This is a genomic window from Gordonia sp. NPDC003504 (genome assembly GCF_053587995.1).
In genome coordinates, this window is sequence record NZ_JBSFPC010000020.1 from 28739 (window position 1) to 50116 (window position 21378).

Annotated in this window: 15 protein-coding genes, 1 tRNA gene, 1 other RNA gene and 2 pseudogenes; 14 read left to right on the forward strand and 5 right to left on the reverse strand. The window is 67.3% G+C overall.

Going from position 1 to position 21378, the window contains the following annotated elements; genetic code table 11:
• Positions 1-15 precede the first annotated feature (15 nt).
• The 3 genes from tgt (at position 16) to ACWDPV_RS22985 (ending at position 3878) form a co-directional block, all read left to right on the forward strand.
• On the forward strand, positions 16-1263 hold the full coding sequence (tgt, locus tag ACWDPV_RS22975; RefSeq protein WP_449744826.1) for a tRNA guanosine(34) transglycosylase Tgt: 1248 nt from the start codon (positions 16-18) through the stop codon (positions 1261-1263).
• A gap of 237 nt (positions 1264-1500) precedes the next feature.
• Positions 1501-2880, forward strand: a complete 1380-nt coding sequence (locus tag ACWDPV_RS22980) for a hemolysin family protein (protein WP_449744827.1) — start codon at positions 1501-1503, stop codon at positions 2878-2880.
• Positions 2877-3878, forward strand: a complete 1002-nt coding sequence (locus ACWDPV_RS22985) for a hemolysin family protein (protein ID WP_449744828.1) — start codon at positions 2877-2879, stop codon at positions 3876-3878. Before ACWDPV_RS22980 ends, ACWDPV_RS22985 begins: the two co-directional genes overlap by 4 nt.
• A gap of 40 nt (positions 3879-3918) precedes the next feature.
• Here the strand turns inward: ACWDPV_RS22985 and gluQRS are convergent, their stop codons facing one another.
• Positions 3919-4866, reverse strand: a complete 948-nt coding sequence (gluQRS, locus tag ACWDPV_RS22990) for a tRNA glutamyl-Q(34) synthetase GluQRS (RefSeq protein WP_449744829.1) — start codon at positions 4864-4866, stop codon at positions 3919-3921.
• Positions 4867-4901: 35 nt separating this feature from the next.
• On the opposite strand from gluQRS, the gene ACWDPV_RS22995 reads away from it, so the two are divergent.
• Both ACWDPV_RS22995 and ACWDPV_RS23000 read left to right on the forward strand, forming a co-directional pair.
• Entirely contained in the window at positions 4902-5954 is a 1053-nt protein-coding gene (locus ACWDPV_RS22995) for an ATP-dependent DNA ligase (protein WP_449744830.1), read from the forward strand.
• Position 5955: 1 nt separating this feature from the next.
• Positions 5956-7032 (forward strand): DNA polymerase domain-containing protein, encoded by a 1077-nt coding sequence (locus ACWDPV_RS23000; protein WP_449744831.1) that lies wholly within the window; start codon positions 5956-5958, stop codon positions 7030-7032.
• Positions 7033-7036: 4 nt separating this feature from the next.
• Here ACWDPV_RS23000 and ACWDPV_RS23005 read toward each other — a convergent pair whose 3' ends face one another.
• Positions 7037-7894, reverse strand: coding sequence for an NmrA/HSCARG family protein (locus ACWDPV_RS23005; RefSeq protein WP_449744832.1), 858 nt, complete (start codon positions 7892-7894; stop codon positions 7037-7039).
• A 305-nt stretch (positions 7895-8199) separates the two neighbouring features.
• On the opposite strand from ACWDPV_RS23005, the pseudogene ACWDPV_RS23010 reads away from it, so the two are divergent.
• The 4 genes and pseudogenes from ACWDPV_RS23010 (at position 8200) to ACWDPV_RS23025 (ending at position 11642) form a co-directional block, all read left to right on the forward strand.
• Positions 8200-9081, forward strand: a pseudogene (locus ACWDPV_RS23010) (ABC transporter substrate-binding protein).
• A gap of 62 nt (positions 9082-9143) precedes the next feature.
• Entirely contained in the window at positions 9144-10106 is a 963-nt protein-coding gene (locus ACWDPV_RS23015; RefSeq protein WP_449744841.1) for a FecCD family ABC transporter permease, read from the forward strand.
• The gene (locus tag ACWDPV_RS23020) at positions 10103-11446 is read left to right on the forward strand and encodes a bifunctional adenosylcobinamide kinase/adenosylcobinamide-phosphate guanylyltransferase (RefSeq protein WP_449744833.1); all 1344 of its coding nucleotides are present in this window, start codon (positions 10103-10105) and stop codon (positions 11444-11446) included. The genes ACWDPV_RS23015 and ACWDPV_RS23020 overlap by 4 nt, the downstream gene beginning before the upstream one ends.
• A gap of 110 nt (positions 11447-11556) precedes the next feature.
• A tRNA-Ser gene (locus tag ACWDPV_RS23025) sits at positions 11557-11642 on the forward strand.
• Between the two features lie 61 nt (positions 11643-11703).
• On the opposite strand, the gene ACWDPV_RS23030 is transcribed toward ACWDPV_RS23025, so the two are convergent.
• Positions 11704-13104, reverse strand: a complete 1401-nt coding sequence (locus tag ACWDPV_RS23030) for an amino acid permease (RefSeq protein ID WP_449744834.1) — start codon at positions 13102-13104, stop codon at positions 11704-11706.
• A gap of 184 nt (positions 13105-13288) precedes the next feature.
• Here ACWDPV_RS23030 and ffs point away from each other — a divergent pair.
• The 4 genes from ffs to ACWDPV_RS23050 all read left to right on the forward strand — a co-directional run bounded on the left by ffs (position 13289) and on the right by ACWDPV_RS23050 (position 17764).
• Positions 13289-13383: signal recognition particle sRNA small type (gene ffs / locus ACWDPV_RS23035), an RNA gene on the forward strand.
• Between the two features lie 68 nt (positions 13384-13451).
• Positions 13452-14729, forward strand: coding sequence for an aminotransferase class I/II-fold pyridoxal phosphate-dependent enzyme (locus tag ACWDPV_RS23040; protein ID WP_449744835.1), 1278 nt, complete (start codon positions 13452-13454; stop codon positions 14727-14729).
• Positions 14730-14881: 152 nt separating this feature from the next.
• Positions 14882-16102, forward strand: a complete 1221-nt coding sequence (locus ACWDPV_RS23045) for a glycosyltransferase 87 family protein (RefSeq protein WP_449744842.1) — start codon at positions 14882-14884, stop codon at positions 16100-16102.
• A 111-nt stretch (positions 16103-16213) separates the two neighbouring features.
• Positions 16214-17764, forward strand: coding sequence for an acyl-CoA synthetase (locus tag ACWDPV_RS23050; RefSeq protein WP_449744836.1), 1551 nt, complete (start codon positions 16214-16216; stop codon positions 17762-17764).
• 61 nt (positions 17765-17825) lie between these two features.
• Here the strand turns inward: ACWDPV_RS23050 and ACWDPV_RS23055 are convergent, their stop codons facing one another.
• A complete protein-coding gene (locus ACWDPV_RS23055; RefSeq protein ID WP_449744843.1) occupies positions 17826-18011 on the reverse strand; it encodes a hypothetical protein in 186 nt (61 codons plus the stop codon).
• 73 nt (positions 18012-18084) lie between these two features.
• Positions 18085-18336 (reverse strand): annotated as a pseudogene (locus ACWDPV_RS23060) (MFS transporter); the annotation flags it as partial.
• 348 nt (positions 18337-18684) lie between these two features.
• On the opposite strand from ACWDPV_RS23060, the gene ACWDPV_RS23065 reads away from it, so the two are divergent.
• Complete coding sequence (locus ACWDPV_RS23065) at positions 18685-21036, forward strand: DNA polymerase III subunit gamma and tau (protein WP_449744837.1); 2352 nt, start codon at positions 18685-18687, stop codon at positions 21034-21036.
• Positions 21037-21378: the final 342 nt, after the last annotated feature.

Genomic DNA, 21378 nt, shown 5'->3' on the forward strand with positions numbered 1-21378 from the left:
GGGAAGATGCTGGGCGTGAGCTCGCATTCCTACCGGGTCGGCACCCGACTGCCCGGGACGCTCGGCCGGACCGGCGTCATCTCGACCCCGCACGGCGAGATCCACACGCCCGCGTTCGTGCCGGTCGGCACCAAGGCGACCGTCAAGACGGTGCTGCCCGAGTCGGTCGAGGCACTCGGCGCGCAGGCCGTGCTGGCCAACGCCTACCACCTGTACCTGCAGCCGGGGGCCGACGTCGTCGACGCGGCGGGTGGCCTCGGGGCCTTCATGAACTGGCGTGGGCCGACCTACACCGACAGCGGCGGATTCCAGGTGATGTCGCTGGGTGCCGGGTTCAAGAAGGTCATCTCGATGGACGTGACCGGCGAGCAGGACGACCACAAGATCGCCGAGGGCAAGGAACGGCTGTCGCGTGTCGACGACGACGGGGTGACGTTCAAGTCGCACCTCGACGGCTCGTTTCACCGGTTCACTCCCGAGGTGTCGATGCAGATCCAGCATCAGCTCGGCGCCGACATCATCTTCGCCTTCGACGAACTCACGACCTTGATGAACACCCGTGGGTATCAGGAGAAGTCGCTGGAACGCACCCGGTTGTGGGCGATTCGCTGTCTGGCCGAACACAATCGGCTGTCCACCGAACGCAGTCAGCGGCCACAGCAGGCGCTGTGGGGTGTCATCCAAGGTGCCCAGTACGAGGATCTGAGACGCAAGGCCGCGCGCGACCTCACCGAACTGTCCCGCATCGACCGCGATGCAGGCGGAAAAGGCTTCGGCGGCTTCGGGATCGGCGGCGCCCTGGAGAAGGACAACCTCGGCACCATTGTCGGCTGGGTCAACGAGGAATTGCCCGAGGACATGCCCAAGCACCTGCTCGGGATCAGCGAACCCGATGACATCTTCACCGCCATCGAGAACGGTGCCGACACCTTCGACTGTGTCTCGCCGACCCGCGTCGCCCGCAACGGAGCCGTGTACACCCGCGACGGTCGGGTGAACATCACCAACTCGCGCTTCCGTAAGGACTTCGGCCAGATCGACCCCGAGATCACCAACTACACCTCGCAGTACAGCCGCGCCTACCTCCATCATCTCTTCAAGGCCAAGGAGGGACTGGCCGCAACCCTGGCCACCCTGCACAACGTCGCCTTCATCATCGACATGGTCGACGGTGCCCGCCGCGCCATCGAGACCGGCGATTACCAGGCCTACCGCGACGACTTCCTCGGCCGCTACTACGCCGGGTCGCCCCGCAACCACTGACAGCGCCCGCCTCCGCACTGACAGCGCTCGCCGGGAACTCCGAACCCGGGCGATTCGTTGGGTTTGCGTATCCTGGGACCTGCGCCGGCCGACTCGAGCCGGCGACGTCCACTCTCGACCGAAAGAAGCGATGACCCGCGCGCAGCGCAAACGCAAGAGACCCCGACGATCCGGCCCCCAATCGGGGGCATCCTCTTCTGACCGAGCCGTGGTCGCCACCCGCGAGAGCGGGGCGTCATGCTGCTGACCTTGCTCGGAATCCTGATCGGTATCGTGGTGGTCTTCTTGATCACCGCTCTGACCGGCTACTTCGTCGCCCAGGAATTCGCGTACATGGCCGTCGACCGGTCGCGCCTCAAGGCGCGGGCGGAGGCCGGCGACGCCGCCGCGAAACGTGCCCTGAACGTGACACGCCGCACGTCGTTCATGCTGTCCGGCGCGCAACTGGGCATCACCGTGACCGGCCTCCTCGTCGGCTACGTTGCCGAACCTCTCATAGGTTCGGGCTTCGGTGACCTCCTCGACGAGGTCGGCGTCCCGGTCACCGTGGGTGTGGCCATCGGCACCGTGCTGGCCGTGCTGTTCTCCACGGTGATCCAGATGGTCTTCGGGGAGCTGTTCCCCAAGAACCTCGCGATCGCCCGGCCGGAACCGGTGGCACGCCGCCTGGCCCTGTCGACGAGTACCTACCTCAAGATCTTCGGACCCGTCATCACACTGTTCGACGCCGCGTCGAATCTGTTGCTGAAGGCCTTGCGCATCGAGCCGGTGCACGACGTCGAGCACTCGGCCACCCCGCGCGACCTCGAACACATCGTCGCCGAGTCCGCCGAGTCGGGTGAGATACCCGAGGAACTGTCACAGCTGCTCGATCGGGTGTTGGAGTTCCCGGAACGCACCGCAGAACACGCGATGGTGCCGCGACCGCGCGTCGACTCCGTGCCGGCCGAGCTCGATCTCGGAGAGGTGCGCACCAAGATGGCCACCGGACACACACGATATCCCGTGCTCGACAACGAATCCGGTGACGTCGTGGGTGTCGTGCACCTGCGCGACGTCCTGGAATGGTCGGCCACGCCGACGCCGACGGCTCGCATCGCCGGTGATCTGGTGCGCGACGCCGTGATCGTGCCCACCACGCTGCCCTTGCCTCGTGTCCTCGATCAGATCACCGAGGCCCGCGACGAAATGGCGGTCGTCATCGACGAATACGGCGGCTTCGCCGGCATTGTCACCGCCGAGGACATGGCCGAGGAACTCGTCGGCGAGATCGACGACGAACACGACCCGCTGTCCCCCGGGCCCATCGAAAAGACCGACGACGGTTGGCTGATCCGTGGCGACGCCCACCTCGACGAGGTCTCCCGAGCGCTCGGACACGAACTGCCCGAAGGTGATTACGAAACCCTCAGTGGTCTGATCATCGCGTCGGCGGGCGAGCTTCCCGGCGAAGGGGACACGATCGAGCTGCCCGTGGAACCCGACCCCGGTGCCCTCGCCGACGACGCCCCCGCGTCGGAGCCGCTCGTCACGGCGACGGTGGTGTCCGTCGCCAATCGGGTGCCCTCGTCGGTGCTGGTCACGGTGGAGATGAGCGAGAAGGTGGACGAGCGATGAGCAATCCGTGGGTTGTCGTCGCCGTCACGCTGGGGTTGATTGCCGCGAGCGCGTTCTTCGTCGCCGTCGAGTTCGCGCTGATCGCGGCTCGCCGGCACCGGCTGGAGGATGCTGCGTCAACGAGTCGCTCCGCCCGGGCGGCCCTGCGCAGCGCTTCGGAACTGTCTGTGCTGCTTGCCGGTTCGCAGTTGGGCATCACCGTCTGCACCCTGGCACTGGGTGCGGTGACCAAACCGGCCGTGCATCACTGGTTGACCCCGGCGATCGAGCACATCGGCGCGCCGCTGTGGATCGCCGACGTCGCCGGCTTCGTCCTGGCGCTCATCATCGTCACCTTCTTGCATCTGGTGGTCGGTGAGATGGCGCCGAAGTCGTGGGCGATCGCACATCCGGAGAAATCTGCTGTGCTGCTGGCCATTCCGATGCGGGTGTTCATGTGGTTCACCCGTCCGGTGATCGTCGTGCTCAACCGGTTCGCCAACCGGGTGCTGAAGATGGTCGGCGTCGACGCCGTCGACCAGGTGGCCGGCGGCGGAGACCCGGAGACCCTGCGGCAGCTCGTCGAGCATTCGGCGATGGTCGGAACCCTCGAGGAGCGCTACCGCGAACACCTCACCAGCGCTTTGGACCTCGCCGCGCTGACGGTCGGCGATGTGGCGACATTCGTCGAGCCCAACGGTGTCGGCGCCGACGCCGACACCCAGCAGATCCAGGACCGCGGTCGTGAGACCGGACATCTGCGCCTGCTGGTGCGCGAGGGAGATCGCGTGTGTGGCGTGGTGCATGTGCGTGACAGCCTCGACGCGCCGACCGGAGCCACCGCCGGCGATCTCATGCGTGACGTGCTCGAACTCGATCCGGGTCTGCCGGTGTACGACGCGTTGAGTCGGATGCGTCAGTACCGCAATCACATTGCGGTGGTCGTCGACGAGGGCCGGGTGACCGGTGTGCTGTCGATCGATGATGTGCTGACGAGGTTGCTCGCGACGGCCGGCTGATCCCGGCTGATGCCCAGGGGATGAGCGTCACACGGGCGGCTCAGTCCCACTCGTCCGCGGTCAGGATCCACGGCTGCCGGGGCAGCGCGGCAGGGTCGAAACGCTCTGCGAGCGTGACGATGTCGATGTGCTCGCCCGCCTCGGCCAGGGCCGCCGACGTCGCGATGTGGTCGAGAACCGTTGCGGCGTCGACGCCGCGTGCAGCGAGATCGGCGAGCGTCACCGCACCGTCACGCTTGCTCAACCGCACACCGTCAGGGTTGAGCACCATCGGCACGTGCGCGTAGGTGGGTGGCGCATGCCCGAGAAGGGTTGCCAGATACGCCTGCCGGGGTGCCGACGACAACAGGTCGTCACCCCGGCAGACCTGATCGACACCCTGCTCGGCGTCGTCGACGACCACCGCGAGGTTGTAGGCGGGTGCGCCGTCTCCCCGCTGGATCACGAAGTCGTCGACCGCACCCGTGTAGTTGCCGTGCAGGACATCGGTCACCGTGAACTCGCGGACATCGGCGACGATCCGGATGGCCGGTGGCCGCCCGGAGGCCCGCTTGCGGTCACGTTCGGCCGGGGTGAGGTGTCGGCATGTGCCCGGGTACGCGCCGGGCGGGGTGTGCGGCGCCGACGGCGCCTCGAGGATCTCCCGCCGCGTGCAGAAACACTCAAAGGTGCGACCGGCCGCGCGTAACCCGTTGATGATCTCCCGATACCGGCCGAGCCGATCGGTCTGATAGATCACCGGAGGCTCCCAGCCGATCCCCAGTGATCGCAGATCGGCGATCTGCCCGGCATCGGCGCCGACGGCCGTCCGGTCGAGATTCTCCATCCGCAGCAGGAACCGACGCCCGGTGGTCCGCGCGAACAACCAGGCCAGCACCGCGGTGCGCAGGTTGCCGATGTGCAGCGCGCCGGACGGAGACGGCGCGAATCGGCCCGCCGGTGTCACCGCGGGCGCCGGGGAACCGGAATCGCCGGAACTGTTGATCATTGCCCCCGAGGCTACAAGTGGGCGACGATGGACCCGTGGACCTCCCCGTGAACCCGCCCATCGCGCCGATGCTCGCCAAGGCCACCACCGGTATCCCCCCGCAACCCGCCGACGAACCCGAATGGTCCTACGAGCCCAAATGGGATGGGTTCCGCGCGTTACTCTTTCGGGACGGCGACGAGGTGGTCATCGGGTCGCGTGGCGGCAAGGACCTGGCGCGGTACTTTCCGGAGATCGTCGACGCCGCCCGCGACGAACTGCCCGACAAGGTGGTCCTCGACGGTGAGATCGGCGTGCCGTCCCTGATCGAGGGCACCCATCGCCTCGACTGGGACTCACTGGCCCAACGTATCCACCCGGCCGCGTCGCGGGTCACCATGCTGGCCGAGACCACCCCGGCGATCTTCATCGGCTTCGACGCGCTGGCCTTGGGCGCCACCAGCGTGCTCGCCGAACCCTTCACCACCCGCCGCAACACACTGCTCGAGGCGATCGGCCCGGGTGTGCGTGATCGCCGGTTCCACGTCAGCCGCGTCACCGACAGCCCGATCCAGGCGCAGGAGTGGTTCTCGGCGTTCGAGGGGGCCGGACTCGACGGCGTCGTCGCCAAACGTCTAGCCGGGCGTTACGTGGAGAACAAACGCGAGATGATCAAGGTCAAACACAAACGCACCGCCGACTGCGTGGTCATCGGATATCGAATCCACAAGAGCGGCACCGGACTCGGTTCGATGCTGTTGGGCCTCTACCACGACGGACAACCCAGGATGGTCGGCGGCGCAGGCGCTTTCACCGACGCCAAACGCATCGAACTGCAGGAGATGTTCGAGCCGATGCGGGTGGACCCGGACAAACCCGCCGCCGGCGAACCCACCCGGTGGCGGTCGGAGAAGTCGGGGGAGTGGATTCCGATCCGGCCCGAACTCGTCGCCGAGGTCGCCTACGATCAGATGGAGAACGGGCGCTTCCGGCACACCGTGAAGTTCTTGCGCTGGCGCCCCGACCGCGACCCCGAGAGCTGCGGCTATGACCAACTCGAGGTCCCGTTGACCTACGACCTGCATGACGTGCTCGAAGGGGAGGACTGACGTGGCTTCGCGATCGCCTGCCGAGGAACTCGACGTCGACGGCATCGCCGTCCGAATGAGCAACCCGGACAAGATCTATTTCCCGGAACTCGGCGAGAACGGTGGCCGCAAACGCGATCTCGTCGGCTACTACCGCACGATGGCACTACCGCATGACGATGCCGACGGCCCCATCATGACCGCGCTCCGCGACCGCCCGACGTTCCTGCAACGGTTCCCCGACGGCGTGGACGGCGACGAGATCTACCAGAAGCACATCGCCAAGAAACGTCCCGAGCACGTACTCTCCACCCGGATCACCTTCCCGTCCGGCCGCGCCGGGGATGCCCTGCGCCCCACCGTCCCCGCCGACATCGTCTGGGGTGCCAACCTGGGCACCGTCACCTTCCACAGCTGGCCCACCCACGACGACGACAACGACCATCCCGACCAACTGCGGATCGATCTCGATCCGCAGCCCGGAACCGACTTCGACGATGTGCGACGCGTCGCCACCGAGATCCTCGCCCCGCTTCTCGACGAGCTCGGCTACACCGGGTTCCCGAAAACCTCAGGGGGACGCGGCATTCACGTGTTTGTCCCGATCGAACCGCAATGGGATTTCATCGCGACCCGCCGTGCCGTCATCGCCATCGCCCGCGAGATGGAGCGCCGGGATCCGGGCGGTGTGACCACCTCGTGGTGGAAAGAGGAACGCGGCGAACGGATCTTCATCGACTTCAACCAGAACGCCCGCGACCGCACCATGGCCTCGCCCTATTCGGTCCGGCGCAGCGCCACCGCCCGGGTGTCGACGCCGGTCACCTGGGCCGAACTCGCCGAGGTGCATCCCGATGACTGCACGATGGCGTCGGTGCCGGATCTCGTTGCGCGGCGCGGTGATCCGATGGCCGACATCGCCGACCACCGGAAAGGTCTCGAGCCACTGCTGGAGATGGTGCACCGCGACGACGCCGACGGTCTCGGTGACATGCCCTACCCGCCGAGCTATCCGAAGATGCCGGGTGAACCCCCGCGGGTGCAGCCGAGCAAGAAGGTCGCCGCACACTGGGACGAGAAGGGCAACCGCATCGAATGACCGGTCAGCCGAAAGCGCCTGCGGCCCACTCGGCGAAGGACTGCCACCCGATGCTGGGGAAATCGCGGTGCAGTGCCGGGATGTCGACGGAGTAGCCGGTTGTTCCGAGGAAGGTGAACATCGCCCGCATGTCCGGTGATGAGATCCGTTCCGGATCATAGGCTTCCGCGCGGATCTCGGTGCCGAGGACCGAGGACAGGACCGCCGCCATCTGACCCGGCGTCACCGAGTCCGATGCGATGTCGATGCGTTGCCCGACGTGCGCCTGCGGATCGGCGAACAAAGCCGCGACGAAGTCGCCGAGATCCGCATGCGACAACTGTTGGAGCGGCTGGTCGGTCGGCATACCCATCAGCAGCAGTCCCGCGTCGATCGCATCCTTGCTGCCGAAGATGTTGTCGTAGAAGTAGGTCGGGCCGACGATGGTGTGGGGAATGCTGGTCGCGGCCAAGCGCTGTTCGACCCGGTACTTCGAATCGAAATGCGGCACACCGGTATTCATGTTCGCACTGGCCACCGAACTGAACACCAGATAGGGGAGCGCCGACGCAGTGGCCGCGGTGATGATGGCGTCGCCCTGGACCAGCTCGGCGTCCACCCCGGTCTCGAATGGCGTCGTCAACGCGAACGCCCCCGCGACGCCGGTGAATGCCTCGGTCAGTCCATTGCCGCTGACGATGTCGCCGACGACGAGTTCGACGCCACGATCGGCCAGAGCCCGGGCGCGTTCGGAGCCGGAGGTGCGCACCACCGCGCGCACCGGCACCCCGGCGGCGAGGAGTGAGTCGACGACGGCGCCGCCCTGGCCCCCGGTGGCGCCGAGGACGGCGATCGGTACGGATGGGCTCGACGGATCAGACATGGCTTCCTCTCGACGGCGGCATCGGTGCGGGTCGGGTGACCGGTACGGGTTGCAGACCCGACGACATCGAGCGTACGTCCGTTGTCCGGGCCCGAATGGGTGGTCGCGGCCATCCCGATGGCGCGGTGCGCCGCTGGGCTACCCTTCACATGTTCTGCCGGAGGCATACCCGGCGGGACACCTGACGCGACTTCGGCGGAAGCCGGTGCGAATCCGGCGCTGTCGGCGCAACTGTGAGCCCGAGGGTGAGCCACGTCAGCCGATGCGTCGGGTAGCCAACTGATCCTCGGACGAAGGACGGTGCCGTGTCACGACGCCAATCATCGCTGTTCGCCTCGCTCATCGCGGTTCTTGCACTGCTCGCGGCGTGCGCGGACACCGACACCACCCCGGCGGACCGGAGTGGGGCGGCGCACCCGGACAGCATCGTCTCGCTGAGCCCCACGGCCACCGAGATGCTCTTCGCCGTGGGCGCGGGGGATCAGGTGAAGGCCGTCGACGACCAGTCGAACTACCCACCCGATGCACCGAAGACCAGGCTCTCGGGCTAGACGCCGAACCTGGAGGCGATCCTGGGTTACGACCCCGACCTGGTGGTCCTCTCCGACGACAGCGACGGCATCATCGCCAAGCTCAAGCGATCCGGTGTCGAGGTCCTGCAACTGCCCGCAGCCAAGACCCTCGACGACACGTACACGCAGATCGAGCAGGTGGGTGCGGCGACCGGACATGTGGGCGATGCCGCCGAACTGGTGTCGTCCATGCGCACCCGGATCGACAAGACCGTGCAGTCGGTGCCCACCCGGGAGACCCCGCTCACCTACTACTACGAGCTGGACAACACCTTCTACTCGGTCACCGACGACACCTACATCGGGCAGATCATGACAATGCTGGGGCTGAAATCGATCGCGACCGGCGGCAACGGGTATCCGCAGCTGTCGGCCGAGAACATCCTCGACGCCGACCCGCAGGTCATCTTCCTCGCCGACGCGCAATGCTGCGGGGTCACGCCACAAAGCGTTGCGGCGAGAGCGGGTTGGGACCAGATCGCCGCGGTCAAGGACAATCAGGTGCATGTCCTCGACGGCGACATCGCCAGCCGGTGGGGCCCACGCGTCGTCGACCTCGTCGATCAGGTCGCCGGAATCGTGAAGGGTCTCCCCGTCACCGCGCCCGCACCATGACCGGAGTGGGTCGGCGTGGCGTGGTCGCGCTGAGCATTGCCACCGTCGCACTCATCGCCGCCATGCTGGTCGGCATCCTGGTGGGGCCCGCGGGTCTGACGCCGGGCGGCGTGCTCGCCGACATCGCCGACCGGCTGCCGTGGGTGAACATCGACTCCGGACTCACACCCCGCCAACAGGCCATTCTCTGGGACGTGCGGATGCCACGGGTGGTGTTGGGCGCCATCGTGGGCGCGATGCTCGCGATCGCGGGCGCCGCCTACCAGGGTGTGTTTCGCAACCCACTTGCCGATCCCTACCTGCTGGGCGTCTCCAGTGGGGCGGGCCTTGGTGCGACGCTGGCGATCGTCGCAGGCGGGGTGATGGGGTCGACGGGAGTTCCGGTGGCCGCCTTCGCCGGTGGCATGATCGCGGTGTTCGCCACCTACGCCCTGGGGCAGACCGTGGGTGGTGGGCGCAATGAGGTGGTCATCATCCTCGCCGGCGTCGCGGTGGCCGCCTTCACCAACGCGATCCAGACGTTCTTCATGCAGCTCCACGACGACACGCTGCGCCAGGTCTACTCCTGGATGCTGGGGCGGTTGTCGACCGACGGCTGGACCGAGGTGACCCGGGTGCTGCCGTATGTGGTGGTGTCGGTGGCGGTCATCACCCTGTACCGGCGGACGCTGGACGTGATGGCGGTCGGTGACGTCGAGGCGTCGAGCTTGGGCATCGCGCCGGAACGGGTGCGGCTCTTGCTGATCGGCGTGGCGACCCTGGGTACCGCCGCGGTGGTGTCGGCGAGCGGGCTCATCGGTTTCGTGGGCATCGTGATACCCCATGCCGTCCGGCTGATGATGGGGCCGGGGCATCGTCTGCTGTTGCCGCTGTCACTCCTGGTGGGTGGTGCGTTTCTGGTGCTGGCCGACATGATCGCGCGGACCGTGACCGCGCCCGGCGAACTTCCCATCGGCGTGGTGACCGCGGCCATCGGTGCGCCGTTCTTCCTGCTGGTCCTGCGCCGCAGCCGGAGCGCGGCATGACCGGGACGGTGAGGTGTGCGGGCCTCGCGGTGCAGCGCGGCGGCCGGCGGGTACTGCACGAGGTGAATCTGGCGGTTACCCCTGGCGAGTGGGTTTCGCTGGTGGGGCCCAACGGTTGTGGCAAGACCACTCTGCTACACGCGATGGTGGGCCTGGTGCCCTTCGACGGTGAGATCGAGGTCGCCGGGCTGATGCCGGCACGCTCACCTCGGCGCGCGGTGGCCCGGGCCGTGGCCCTGATGCCACAGCGACCGGTGGCACCCGAGGGCGTCACGGTGCGCGAACTCATCCGGCTGGGCCGCACACCGCACATTCGGCGCTTCGGCACGGAGACGGCGCACGACGACGAGGTCGTCGACGCGGTGATCGCCCGTCTCGGTCTCGGTGGTCTGGCCGACCGCCTCGCGACGGCGCTCTCCGGTGGAGAACTGCAACGGGTGGTGTTGGGGCGCTCGCTGGCGCAGGAGCCGCGGGTCCTGCTGTTGGACGAGCCGACCAGCGCACTCGACATCGGGCATCAGCAGCAGGTGCTTGACCTCGTCGATTCCATGCGGCGGGACGCGGGCATCACAGTGATCGCCGCGATGCACGATCTCACGGCGGCCGCGCACTACGGGGCGCGGCTTGTGATGATGGCGCAGGGGCGGATCGTCGCCGACGGGTCTGCGGCAGAAGTGCTGACCGCACAACGTGTTTCGGAAGTCTACGGTGCTCGGGTCGAGGTGCTGGGCCGGCCCGATGGTCCGGCGGTGGTGCCGCTGCGCGGGCCGGGCGATGTCATGGAGGTGACCGTGAAGGATGGTGCAGGTCGGGGTACGCGGACGCTGGTACTCGGCGGGGTACGGTCGGGCAAGTCGCGGTATGCGGAGTCGTTGCTGGCGGACAGATCCGATGTGACGGTGGTGGCGGCGGGCGCCGCGTCCGACGGCGACGCCGAGTGGGCGGCACGGGTGGCCGAGCATCGTCGCCGACGCCCCGCCGCCTGGGTGACCGTCGAGACGACCGACGTGACCGCGGCGCTGCGCGAGGCCACCGGTCCGGTACTCGTTGAATGCCTGGGCACCTGGTTGACGGCACGGATGGATCTGCACAGGGCGTGGGACAGCGGTGACCTGACGGCGGTGGAGGCCGACGTCGCCGGACTGGTGTCGGCATGGACGGCCTGCCCGCAGCCGGTGGTCGCGGTGAGCAACAACGAGGTGGGCAGCGGCGTGGTTCCGGCCGCGGAATCGGGCCGGCTGTTCCGGGACGCGCTGGGGCGTCTGAACACGGCGATCGCGGATGCCTCGGAGTCGGTGGTGCTGATGGTCGCCGGGCAGCCGCTGTCGGTGAAGGGCTGAATGACGGCACCCGTGCCCGGCTGAAGGCAGCTCATCGTCGGCGGGATCGGCGGAGCCGGCACCGGGCGGTTTGGGTTGCGACGGCCCGACCAGTATCATCGACCGACGTTGGAGGATTCGCCTAGTGGCCTATGGCGCTCGCCTGGAACGCGGGTTGGGTTAACAGCCCTCAGGAGTTCGAATCTCCTATCCTCCGCCGAAGCCCCGGCCTCGCTGTGATCCAGCGGGACCGGGGCTTTTCTCATCGGCGGTGGATATCAGTCCTCCGCCGGCGCCACCGGATGCGGATCGGTGCTGCGTTTCTGCACGATCACACCCGCGCCGACGATGATCGCGGCCGAGATCGCGGAGAAGAGGATGGCCTGGCGCTGGCCGTCGTCGAAGATCATCAGGATCAGGATCGCGACGATGAACACCATGACGGCGCCGGTCAGGTAGGGGAACAGCCACATCGTGACCGGCGGCCGATGCCCTTCCAACCGCAGACTGCGTCCGAGTTTCAGCTGGCTCGCGGCGATGGTCAGATAGACGAACAGGGCGATCGCACCGCTGGTGGCCAGGAGCCACGCGAAGATCTTGTCGGGCAGGACGTAGTTGCCGATCACCGCGACGAACCCGACCACCATCGACAGCAGGACCGCCACCCACGGCACCCCGTTGCCGGTCAGTCGTCGTACCGCCCACGGGGCGTCGTGCCGGGTGCCGAGGGAGAACAGCATGCGGGAGGCGGTGTAGAGCGCCGAGTTCAGGCACGACGCGACGGCCGTCAGGATGACGATGTCCATGATCACCGCGGCGCCCGGGAAGCCGATGGCCTGCAGCACCGACTGATACGACCCGTCGGGCAACTGATCGTAGGGCAGCAGGGCGACGACCACGAAGATCGAGCCCAGGTAGAACAGCGAGATACGCCAGATCACCGAGTTGACGGCCTTGGTGATGCCCTTCTCCGGGTTCGGCGATTCGGCCGCGGCGATGGTGACGATCTCGGTGCCCATGAACGAGAACATGGTGATGAGCATGCCGGCGATCACCGCGCCGAAACCGTTGGGCATGAAGCCGTCCGGCTCCCAGAGGTGACTGATCCCGCTCACCTCGGAGCCGGGAATCCAGCCGAGCATGGCGGCGACACCGATCACGATGAACGCGACGATCGCGACGACCTTGATGAGGGCGAACCAGAATTCGAACTCGCCGTAGTTGCCGACGCTGACCAGGTTGGTGACGGTCAGCAGCACCGTCACCGCCAGGGCCCACATCCATTGCGCCCCACCAATCAGGTCGGTGAGGATCGCCGCGGCCGCCGTGGCCTCGACCGGGATGACCAGTACCCAGAACCACCAGTACAGCCAGCCGACGGAGAATCCGGCCCAGCGGCCCAGCGCGCGGTCGGCGTAGACCGAGAACGATCCGGTGTCGGGGTTGGACGTGGCCATCTCGCCGAGCATCCGCATCACCAGAACGACGAGCGTGCCGGCCATCGCGTAGGAGATGAGGACGGCGGGCCCGGCCTTCTCGATCGCGTTGGCCGAGCCGACGAACAGGCCGGCGCCGATGACCCCGGCAATGGAGATCATCGTGATGTGACGTGGTTTGAGGCTCGATCCGAGCGAGCCGTGCCCGGTGGACGCGGGCGCCTTCTGGTCGACAGAGGCCATGGGTTCTCAATCTCCTGGGTGGTGAGATGTTGTCGTGCGATGGACGATCCCTTGTGGGGATCTGCCCGACGCTACGGCGGCGTCACCCACCGCGCAGCCGATGCCGCAATGGTCGGGTTTGACCGTTTGTGGGCGCAGTTTCGGGGGTGGTGATGCGGGCCCGGTCCGACTCGCTACACTTGACGACGGATCCCGCGCGGCGTGCATCCTGTGAACTCCCCCAGGGCCGGAAGGCAGCAAGGGTCAACGGGCTCTCTCGGGTGCGCGGGGTCCCCTACAGATCTCCCAACACCAGATCACTTTCGCCGACGCCCACCCCATGCGTCGGCTTCGCGAGAGGTCCCGCGTTGAACTTTCACTCGAAGAGTGCCGACGAACTCCGCGCCACCCAGGACGACCTCCGAAAGCTCTACGACGCGCTCTGCGCGACCGGCCTGAAACTCGATCTCACCCGCGGCAAGCCCGCGCCCGAGCAACTCGACCTGTCCAACGAATTGCTCGCGTTGCCCGGTGACGAATACAAGGCCGCCGACGGCACCGACACCCGCAATTACGGGGGCCTGACCGGACTTCCGGAACTCCGCGCGATCTTCGGTGAGCTCCTCGCCGTCGACCCCGCCAACCTGATCGCCTTCGGCAACGCCAGCCTCGACCTGATGCATCACCTGGTGACCTTCGGCCTGCTCAAGGGCACCCCGGACGCGGCGCAGCCGTGGGGCTCGGGGCCGGTCAAGTTCCTGTGCCCCGCGCCCGGTTACGACCGCCACTTCGCGATCACCGAGCAGTACGGCATCGAGATGATCACCGTGCCGATGAACCCCGACGGCCCGGACGTCGCGGTGTGTGCCGAACTCCTCGCCGCCGACCCGAGCATCAAGGGCATGTGGGCGGTCCCCACCTACTCCAACCCGACCGGCGTGACCTTCAGCGAGGAGGTCACCCGAGCGCTGCTGTCGATGCCCGCGGCCGACGATTTCCGCATCTTCTGGGACAACGCGTATGCGGTCCACACTCTCGTCGACGCCCCGCCGCCACCGTTCCCGGTGCTCGACTGGGCCGCCGAGGCCGGGCACCCGAACCGCGTGTACGTGCTCGGCTCGACGTCGAAGATCACCTTCGCCGGTGCCGGCGTCGCCTTCTTCGGGTCGTCGAAGGCCAACGTTGACTGGTTCGTCAAGAACGTCGGCTTCGCCACCATCGGCCCGGACAAGGTCAATCAGCTGCGGCACGTGCAGTTCTTCGGCGACGCCGACGGCGTGCGCGCCCACATGGCCCGGCACCGCGAGATTCTCGCGCCGAAGTTCAAGATGGTCCTCGACATCCTCTCCGACCGGCTCGCCGAATCCAAGGTCGCATCCTGGTCGGAACCCGAGGGTGGCTACTTCATCAACCTCGACGTCATCGACGGTGCCGCCAAGCGGACCATCGCCCTGGCGAAGGAGGCCGGTATCGCGTTGACCGGCGCAGGCTCGGCATTCCCGTACAAGAACGATCCGCACGACCGCAACATCCGGCTCGCACCGACCTTCCCCAGCACCGATGACCTCCAGGTCGCGATGGACGGCGTCGCCACCTGCGTACTGCTCGCCGCCACGGAGACGTTGATCTCCGCGATCGACTCCTGAGGAGTGGGTGTGCCGGTACGCCGATGCTGACGGACGGTGAGCCGACCACCGACCGGGTGCGCCGCACCCCGACGCTCATCGCCCGGCAGGTGGGCCTGGTTGCGCTCGGACTGATCCTCGCCGCGGGCGCACTGTGGTGTCAGCACGCGATCATGCCGTTCACCACCCCGTTCTGGGGATTGTTCGACTACCAGCTCGATCTCGACGTCTATCGCGAGGGCGCCCGGACCGTCTGGGACGGCGGCAGCCTCTACGACGCGAAACTGCTCGGGCAGATGGACTACACCTATGCGCCGGTCTCGGTCGTGGTGTTGATGCCGTTCGCGTGGATGTCCTTCGGGGCCGCGCGGATCGTGTGGAGTATCGGCATCATCGTCGCGCTCTACGTCGTCATCATGTTGTGCTTCGCGGCGTTGGGTCGACGCGCGACGTGGCCACTGCGGAGCCTGGCCGTCGGGCTGGTCGCGGTGTCGATGCTGCTCGAACCGGTGCGCACGACGATCTGGTACGGCCAGATCAACGTCTTTCTGCTGCTGGTGATCCTCGCCGATCTGCTCCGGCCCGACGGTTCACGACTCAAGGGCATCGGTGCCGGCATCGCCGCCGGGATCAAACTCACCCCGCTGATCTTCCTGCTGTACTACGCGCTGCTGCGTCGATGGCGGACGATGGCCGGGGTCGTGGGCGGCTTTCTGCTGACGATGGTCGTCGGTTTCGTCTTCCTGCCGAGCGCCTCGTGGTCGTACTGGACCGACAAACTCTTCGACTCCAATAGGGTCGGGGCGCCCCAGACCCTCGGGAATCAGTCACTGCGCGGCATGATCGCCAACCTCGCACATTCCGACGCCCCCAATCAGTTGCTGTGGCTGACGGTGGTCCTCATCGCCCTCGGGCTGGGCATGGCCGCGGCCGTCCTCGCCCACCGCAACGGGCATGAGCTCTTGGCGTTGTCGGTGGTCGGCATGACCTCCTGCGCGATCTCCCCGATGTCGTGGGGACATCATTGGGTGTGGTTCGTCCCGGTGCTGGTGATCTGCGTGGACCTGGTGCTCCGTACCGATCTCTCGCCGATCCGACGGGTGCTCGCGGGAGCCGGCGGTGTGCTCGTGATCCTGGTGGCGTTCGCGTGGCGCACGCATTTCGCGTACCCGATGTGGTTCGTCAACCGCGTCATGCCCGACGCGTACCTGATGGGTCTGTTCTTCAAGGCCGAGACCGGCCCGGCCTGGGCACAGTTCTTCCTGGTATACCCCTACAACGCGATCTTCCTCGGTACGGTGCTGGCCACCATCGTGGTGCTGGGGCGACGGTCCGCGGTGCCGGATCCGGCCGACGTGACACCGGTGACGCCACATCCCGAGAAATTGAGTTAGTCGAAATTCACCGAAACCTCTCCTGTGATGCGGGTTACGTTCTACGCTGTCAGCGTCGGCGGCCCCGAGCGGCCGTCCCGTCAGCGCATCCCTCGTCACAGGAGAATCGTCATGACCCGCGTGAGGACCCCGGAAACCATGGATCTCGGCTCCTGGATCGCGCGCCGCGCCGCGATCGGTCCACATCGACCCGCCATCACGTTCGGTGACCACACGCTCACCTTCGGTGACCTCTCCGATCGGATCGACCGCCTGGCCGCCGCCCTCGTCGACGGTGGCGTGGGTGCCGGCGACCGCGTCGCCTACCTCGGGCTCAACAACCCGATGTTCCTCACCGCCATGTTCGCCGCCGCCCGGGCCGGTGCGACGTTCGTGCCGTTGAACTTCCGGCTCACCGGAACCGAGTTGGCCTACATCATCAACGACTCCGGGGCGCACACCCTGATCGCCGACCCGGATCTCGCCGCGGTCGTCGACGCCGTGGACGAACCGCTGCCCCTGCAGCGTCGCATCGCAGTCGGCGCGCGGGACGGCTGGGCCTCGGTGGAGGAACTCATCGCCGGCAGCGAGCCGATTTCGGCTCCGGCGCAACCAGATTCCGACGCAGTGGCCGTGATCATGTACACCTCGGGGACCACCGGTCGCCCCAAGGGAGCCATGCTCACGCACGGTAATCTGTTCTGGAACAACGTCAATGCGCTGTTCTGCCTCGACGTCGACTCGTCGGACATCAGTTACTGTGCCGCACCGCTGTTCCACATCGGAGGTCTCAACGTCACCACGCTGATCACCCTGCAGAAGGGTGGGCACATCGTCCTGGCACAGTCCTTCGATCCGGTGGCGGCCCTCGCCGACATCGAAAAGCACCGCGTCACCACGATGTTCGGCGTTCCGGCGATGTACCTGTTCATGAGTCAGGTGCCTCAGTTCGAGACCGCGGACCTCTCCTCGCTGCGCTACCTGGTGTGCGGTGGTGCACCGGTTCCCGAACCCCTGATGCGACGCTACGCCGAGCGGGGTCTGGCATTTGCCCAGGGGTACGGCCTCACCGAGACTGCGCCCCTGGCGTTGGTGATGAGCGTCGACGAGTCCGCCGCCAAGATCGGCGCGGCCGGCAACAAGGTGCTGCCGCTGTCCGACGTACGACTCGTCGATGCGGCGAATTCGCCTGTCGCGGTGGGGCAACCGGGTGAGATTTGTGTGCGCGGACCGCAGGTGATGGTCGGCTACTGGAACAATCCGGGTGCCACCGCGGCGGCGATCGACGACGGCGGATGGTTCCACACCGGCGATGTCGGGCGCGAGGACGACGACGGCTACATCTACGTCGTCGACCGCGTCAAGGACATGGTGATCACCGGCGGTGAGAACGTCTACCCTGCCGAGGTGGAAAGCGTCCTCTACAGTCATCCGGCGATCGCCGAGATCGCGATTCTCGGTCTGCCGGACGCCAAGTGGGGTGAGGCCGTCACCGCGGTGATCGCCACCGCCCCCGGACACGAGGTCTCGCTGGAGGAGTTGCGCGAGTTTGCGGCGGAACAGTTGGCGCGGTACAAGCTGCCGCTGCGCCTCGAATTCGTCGACGCATTGCCCCGAAACCCGTCCGGAAAGGTGTTGAAATACCAACTGCGGGAACAGTTCACCAGCGTGTCTACCGTGTGAGTGTTTACCGTGTGAGCACGCAGCTCACACGGTCGATGACGGCGGGTTCACCGGTGGCCGGTCAGACCGCCGGCATGCCCGTCGCCGGGAGCTCGCCGGTGTTCGGTTCGACGATCTCTTCGCGGATCGCGCCCGGGCGAAGTTCGACGAGGCTGGGGATGGCCGCGGCCATCGAGACGAAGCCGACGGTCAGCAGCAGGTGCGAGGGAATCCGCATCTGCAGGCGACTGAGGACGGGCATCAACACGAACGCGGGTCCCTGCAACAGCAGGAAGATCAGGCCGGAGTACAGCGGGCTCCACGGTCAGCCCGGCGGCCGGGATCGATACGACGACGACCGCCAGATACGACGCCTGCGACCAGCCGAGGTCGGCGAGTACGCCGCCGAGAAGTGGCGAGACGGCCGAACCGGCGGACAGAAAGCCCGCCCCGACGGCGATGCCACGAACCCGCTCGGGCACCGTCGTCGCGACCGGCGCGACGAGGGCGAGTGAGGCCGGGAAGACGGCACCGGCGCCGAGTCCGTTGACGCCCGAGGCCACCCACATCATCTGGATCGTCGAGGCGGACATGGCGACGAGTGAGCCCGTTTCCTGCGGCGGCGCCAGTGCCGGACGGTCGGGACCGTCGGTCGTCGGTGATGTGTCGGTCCTCGGGAGTTCGGTCAGCGGGCTATTGGTCAGCGGCTTATTGGTCTTGAGCAACCTCCGGCACAACGCCTGGTTCGGCGGTGGGGATCTCGCCTGGTGCCGAACTGTGATCTGCACAACTCGGATGGCAAATGACCCAAGACTCACTTAACTCTATGCCAAGTAGACGAATCACCCGTAAGTGTTAGATACGAATAGTCAAACTACACCGACGAGAGGCCCTATGGGGGAGAGGATCGGACTGTCGGTGATCGCCGGTACTCTCGACGCGTGGCTCTGTATCGCACCTATCGCCCGGCGACATTCGCCCAAGTCGTGGGGCAGGAGCATGTCACCGATCCCCTCAGCCGCGCGCTCGACAGTGGCCGGATCAACCACGCCTATCTGTTCTCGGGGCCGCGCGGATGCGGCAAGACGTCCTCGGCCCGCATCCTGGCGCGGTCGCTGAACTGTGCACAGGGTCCGACGTCGACGCCGTGCGGTGAGTGCGCGTCGTGTGTCGCCCTGGCACCTGGCGGTCCGGGCAATCTGGACGTCATCGAACTCGACGCGGCCAGCCACGGCGGCGTCGACGACACCCGTGAGCTGCGGGATCGCGCGTTCTACGCTCCCTCGGAGTCGCGGTACCGGGTGTTTATCGTCGACGAGGCCCACATGGTCACCAACGCGGGCTTCAACGCGTTGCTCAAGATCGTCGAGGAGCCGCCGGAGCACCTCATCTTCGTCTTCGCGACCACCGAGCCGGAGAAGGTGCTGCCGACCATCCGGTCGCGTACCCACCACTATCCATTCCGGCTGCTGGCGCCGCCGGTGATGCGAGGACTGCTGGAGAACATCTGCGCGCAGGAAGGCGTGCAGGTCGGCGCCGACGTCTACCCTCTGGTGATCCGCGCCGGTGGCGGTTCGCCACGTGATTCGCTGTCGATTCTGGATCAGTTGCTGGCCGGTGCCGGTGAACAGGGCGTCACCTACGACAGGGCGCTCGCGCTGCTCGGCGTCACCGACATCGCGCTCATCGACGACGCCGTGGACGCCCTGGCCACCGCCGACGGTGCCGCACTGTTCGCCGTCGTCGAAAAGGTCGTCGACGCCGGACACGATCCACGCCGCTTTGCCGTGGATCTCCTGGAACGACTTCGCGATCTCATTCTGCTGCAGGCGGTTCCGGACGCGGCCGAACGTGGCCTGGTGGAGGCGCCCGGTGATCAGCTCGCGCGCATGACCGCGCAGATCGAACGACTCGGACCGGGCGGACTCACCCGCTTCGCCGAGATCGTGCACAACGCGCTCGGCGAGATGCGCGGCACCACCTCGCCGCGACTGCTACTCGAGGTGATGTGCGCACGCATGTTGCTGCCGACCACCTCCGCCGACGACGCCGCGTTGCTGCAGCGTCTGGAACGGCTCGAATCCGGGGTGGTCGTGGCCGGGCCCGCAGCGTCGGGTGCTGCGGCGGCATCCGCGCCGACGGTGCCGCCGACGTCTGTGTCGTCCTCACCTGTGCCGCAGGCGCCGGTGTCCGCCTCGCCGGCCGACGAGCCGCCGCCGAAGTACGTCCGTCCGTCGCAACGCAAGGCCGCAGAGGAACGTGCGGCTGCACCGGAACCGGAAGCCGTGGCCCGGCCGGAACCCGTGGCCCGGCCGGAACCCGAAGTCCAACCGGCGCAGCCGGACCCGGCTCCGGCGGAGTCGATCCCCGCCGTGGAGTCGACCCCCGTGGACTCGACCCCCGTGGAGGTGGCGCCGAAGCCGGAGCCGCCGCGACCCGACGAACCCCGGCCCGCCCCTGCTTCCGCACCGGAAACCGGCACCACCATGCCGGGTCCGCGCGGAGGCGGGAATCCGACTGCGCCGCAACCACCGTCACGCCCGCAACCACCGTCACGCCCGCAACCGACCCCGGCGCCCGTCGCCGCCGTTGACGACATCCCACTGCCGGACGAACCCGTCGACGAGTACGAGGTGCCGCCGGACGAGCCGGGTGTGGCCACGCCGCGGCCCGCACCGACACCTGTGCCCGACCCGGAGCCGGCACCGTCGACCGGTCTCGACCTCGACACCGTGCGCAAGCGGTTCCAAGAGGTGCGCACCGCGGTCAGGTCGCGGTCGAAGAGCCTCGAGCCGATGCTGTCGGCGGCCGTTGTCGACGACTTCGACGGCACCACGGTCACACTCGGGCATCCCATCGAGGTGCTGGTCGGTCGATTGTCGTCGCAGCACGCGGTGGGGATCATCCGTGAAGCACTGAGCGAGACCTTCGGTGGCGATCTCGAGGTGCGCATCGTCCTTCGTGACGCCACCGCCGCGGCCCCGGCCACCTCGACCGCACCGCAGCAGGGGGCGAGCGCGGCCAAGCGGCAGACCTACGCGCGGCCGAGTCGTGCCCGCCAACCCGAGGCGGGCTCCGAGGCGGTAGCTGCGGAACCGGAACCCGAGCCCGAACCCGAACCGGAGCCGCCACGACCGGACGAGGAGATCCCCGACGCGGAACGCGCCGAGATGGTCGCCGACGCCCACAACGCGACGCCCGACGCCCGAATCGATCCCGACAAGCTCGCCCTCGACCTGCTGCAGACGGAATTGGGTGCTACGCCGATCGACTCGTCCGAACACGGACTCTGACGACGCACTGACAGCGCTCTGTCTGACGTTGACAGCGCTCGCGTAGTCACTGACAGCGCTCTGTCCTGCACTGACAGCGCCTCGTAGGACGTTGACGGCGCTTACGTAGTCACTGACGGCGCTCGGATTGATGGTCCGCGTGGTCTGCGGATTCAGCGTTGAGCGCTGTCAACGGGTGGGAGAGCGCTGTCAACGCACCGTAGAGCGCTGTCAACGGGTGGGAGAGCGCTGTCAACGATCGTGCGGCGGACGTAGGCCCACGATGAGCGGGAATCTCCGACCAGCGGAAGGAACAGTGGCGGTGACACAGGCGGGCATCGGTGACCCATCCGGCGGCGTGAT

Coding starts and splice junctions, on each gene's coding strand:
- ACWDPV_RS23015 (WP_449744841.1), top strand. CDS start 9,144: ATGCTGGTCGGCATCCTGGTGGGGCCCGCGGGTCTGACGCCGGGCGGC.
- ACWDPV_RS23020 (WP_449744833.1), top strand. CDS start 10,103: ATGACCGGGACGGTGAGGTGTGCGGGCCTCGCGGTGCAGCGCGGCGGC.
- ACWDPV_RS23050 (WP_449744836.1), top strand. CDS start 16,214: ATGACCCGCGTGAGGACCCCGGAAACCATGGATCTCGGCTCCTGGATC.
- ACWDPV_RS22985 (WP_449744828.1), top strand. CDS start 2,877: ATGAGCAATCCGTGGGTTGTCGTCGCCGTCACGCTGGGGTTGATTGCC.
- ACWDPV_RS22980 (WP_449744827.1), top strand. CDS start 1,501: ATGCTGCTGACCTTGCTCGGAATCCTGATCGGTATCGTGGTGGTCTTC.
- ACWDPV_RS23030 (WP_449744834.1), bottom strand. CDS start 13,104: ATGGCCTCTGTCGACCAGAAGGCGCCCGCGTCCACCGGGCACGGCTCG.
- ACWDPV_RS23045 (WP_449744842.1), top strand. CDS start 14,882: ATGCCGTTCACCACCCCGTTCTGGGGATTGTTCGACTACCAGCTCGAT.
- gluQRS (WP_449744829.1), bottom strand. CDS start 4,866: ATGATCAACAGTTCCGGCGATTCCGGTTCCCCGGCGCCCGCGGTGACA.
- ACWDPV_RS23005 (WP_449744832.1), bottom strand. CDS start 7,894: ATGTCTGATCCGTCGAGCCCATCCGTACCGATCGCCGTCCTCGGCGCC.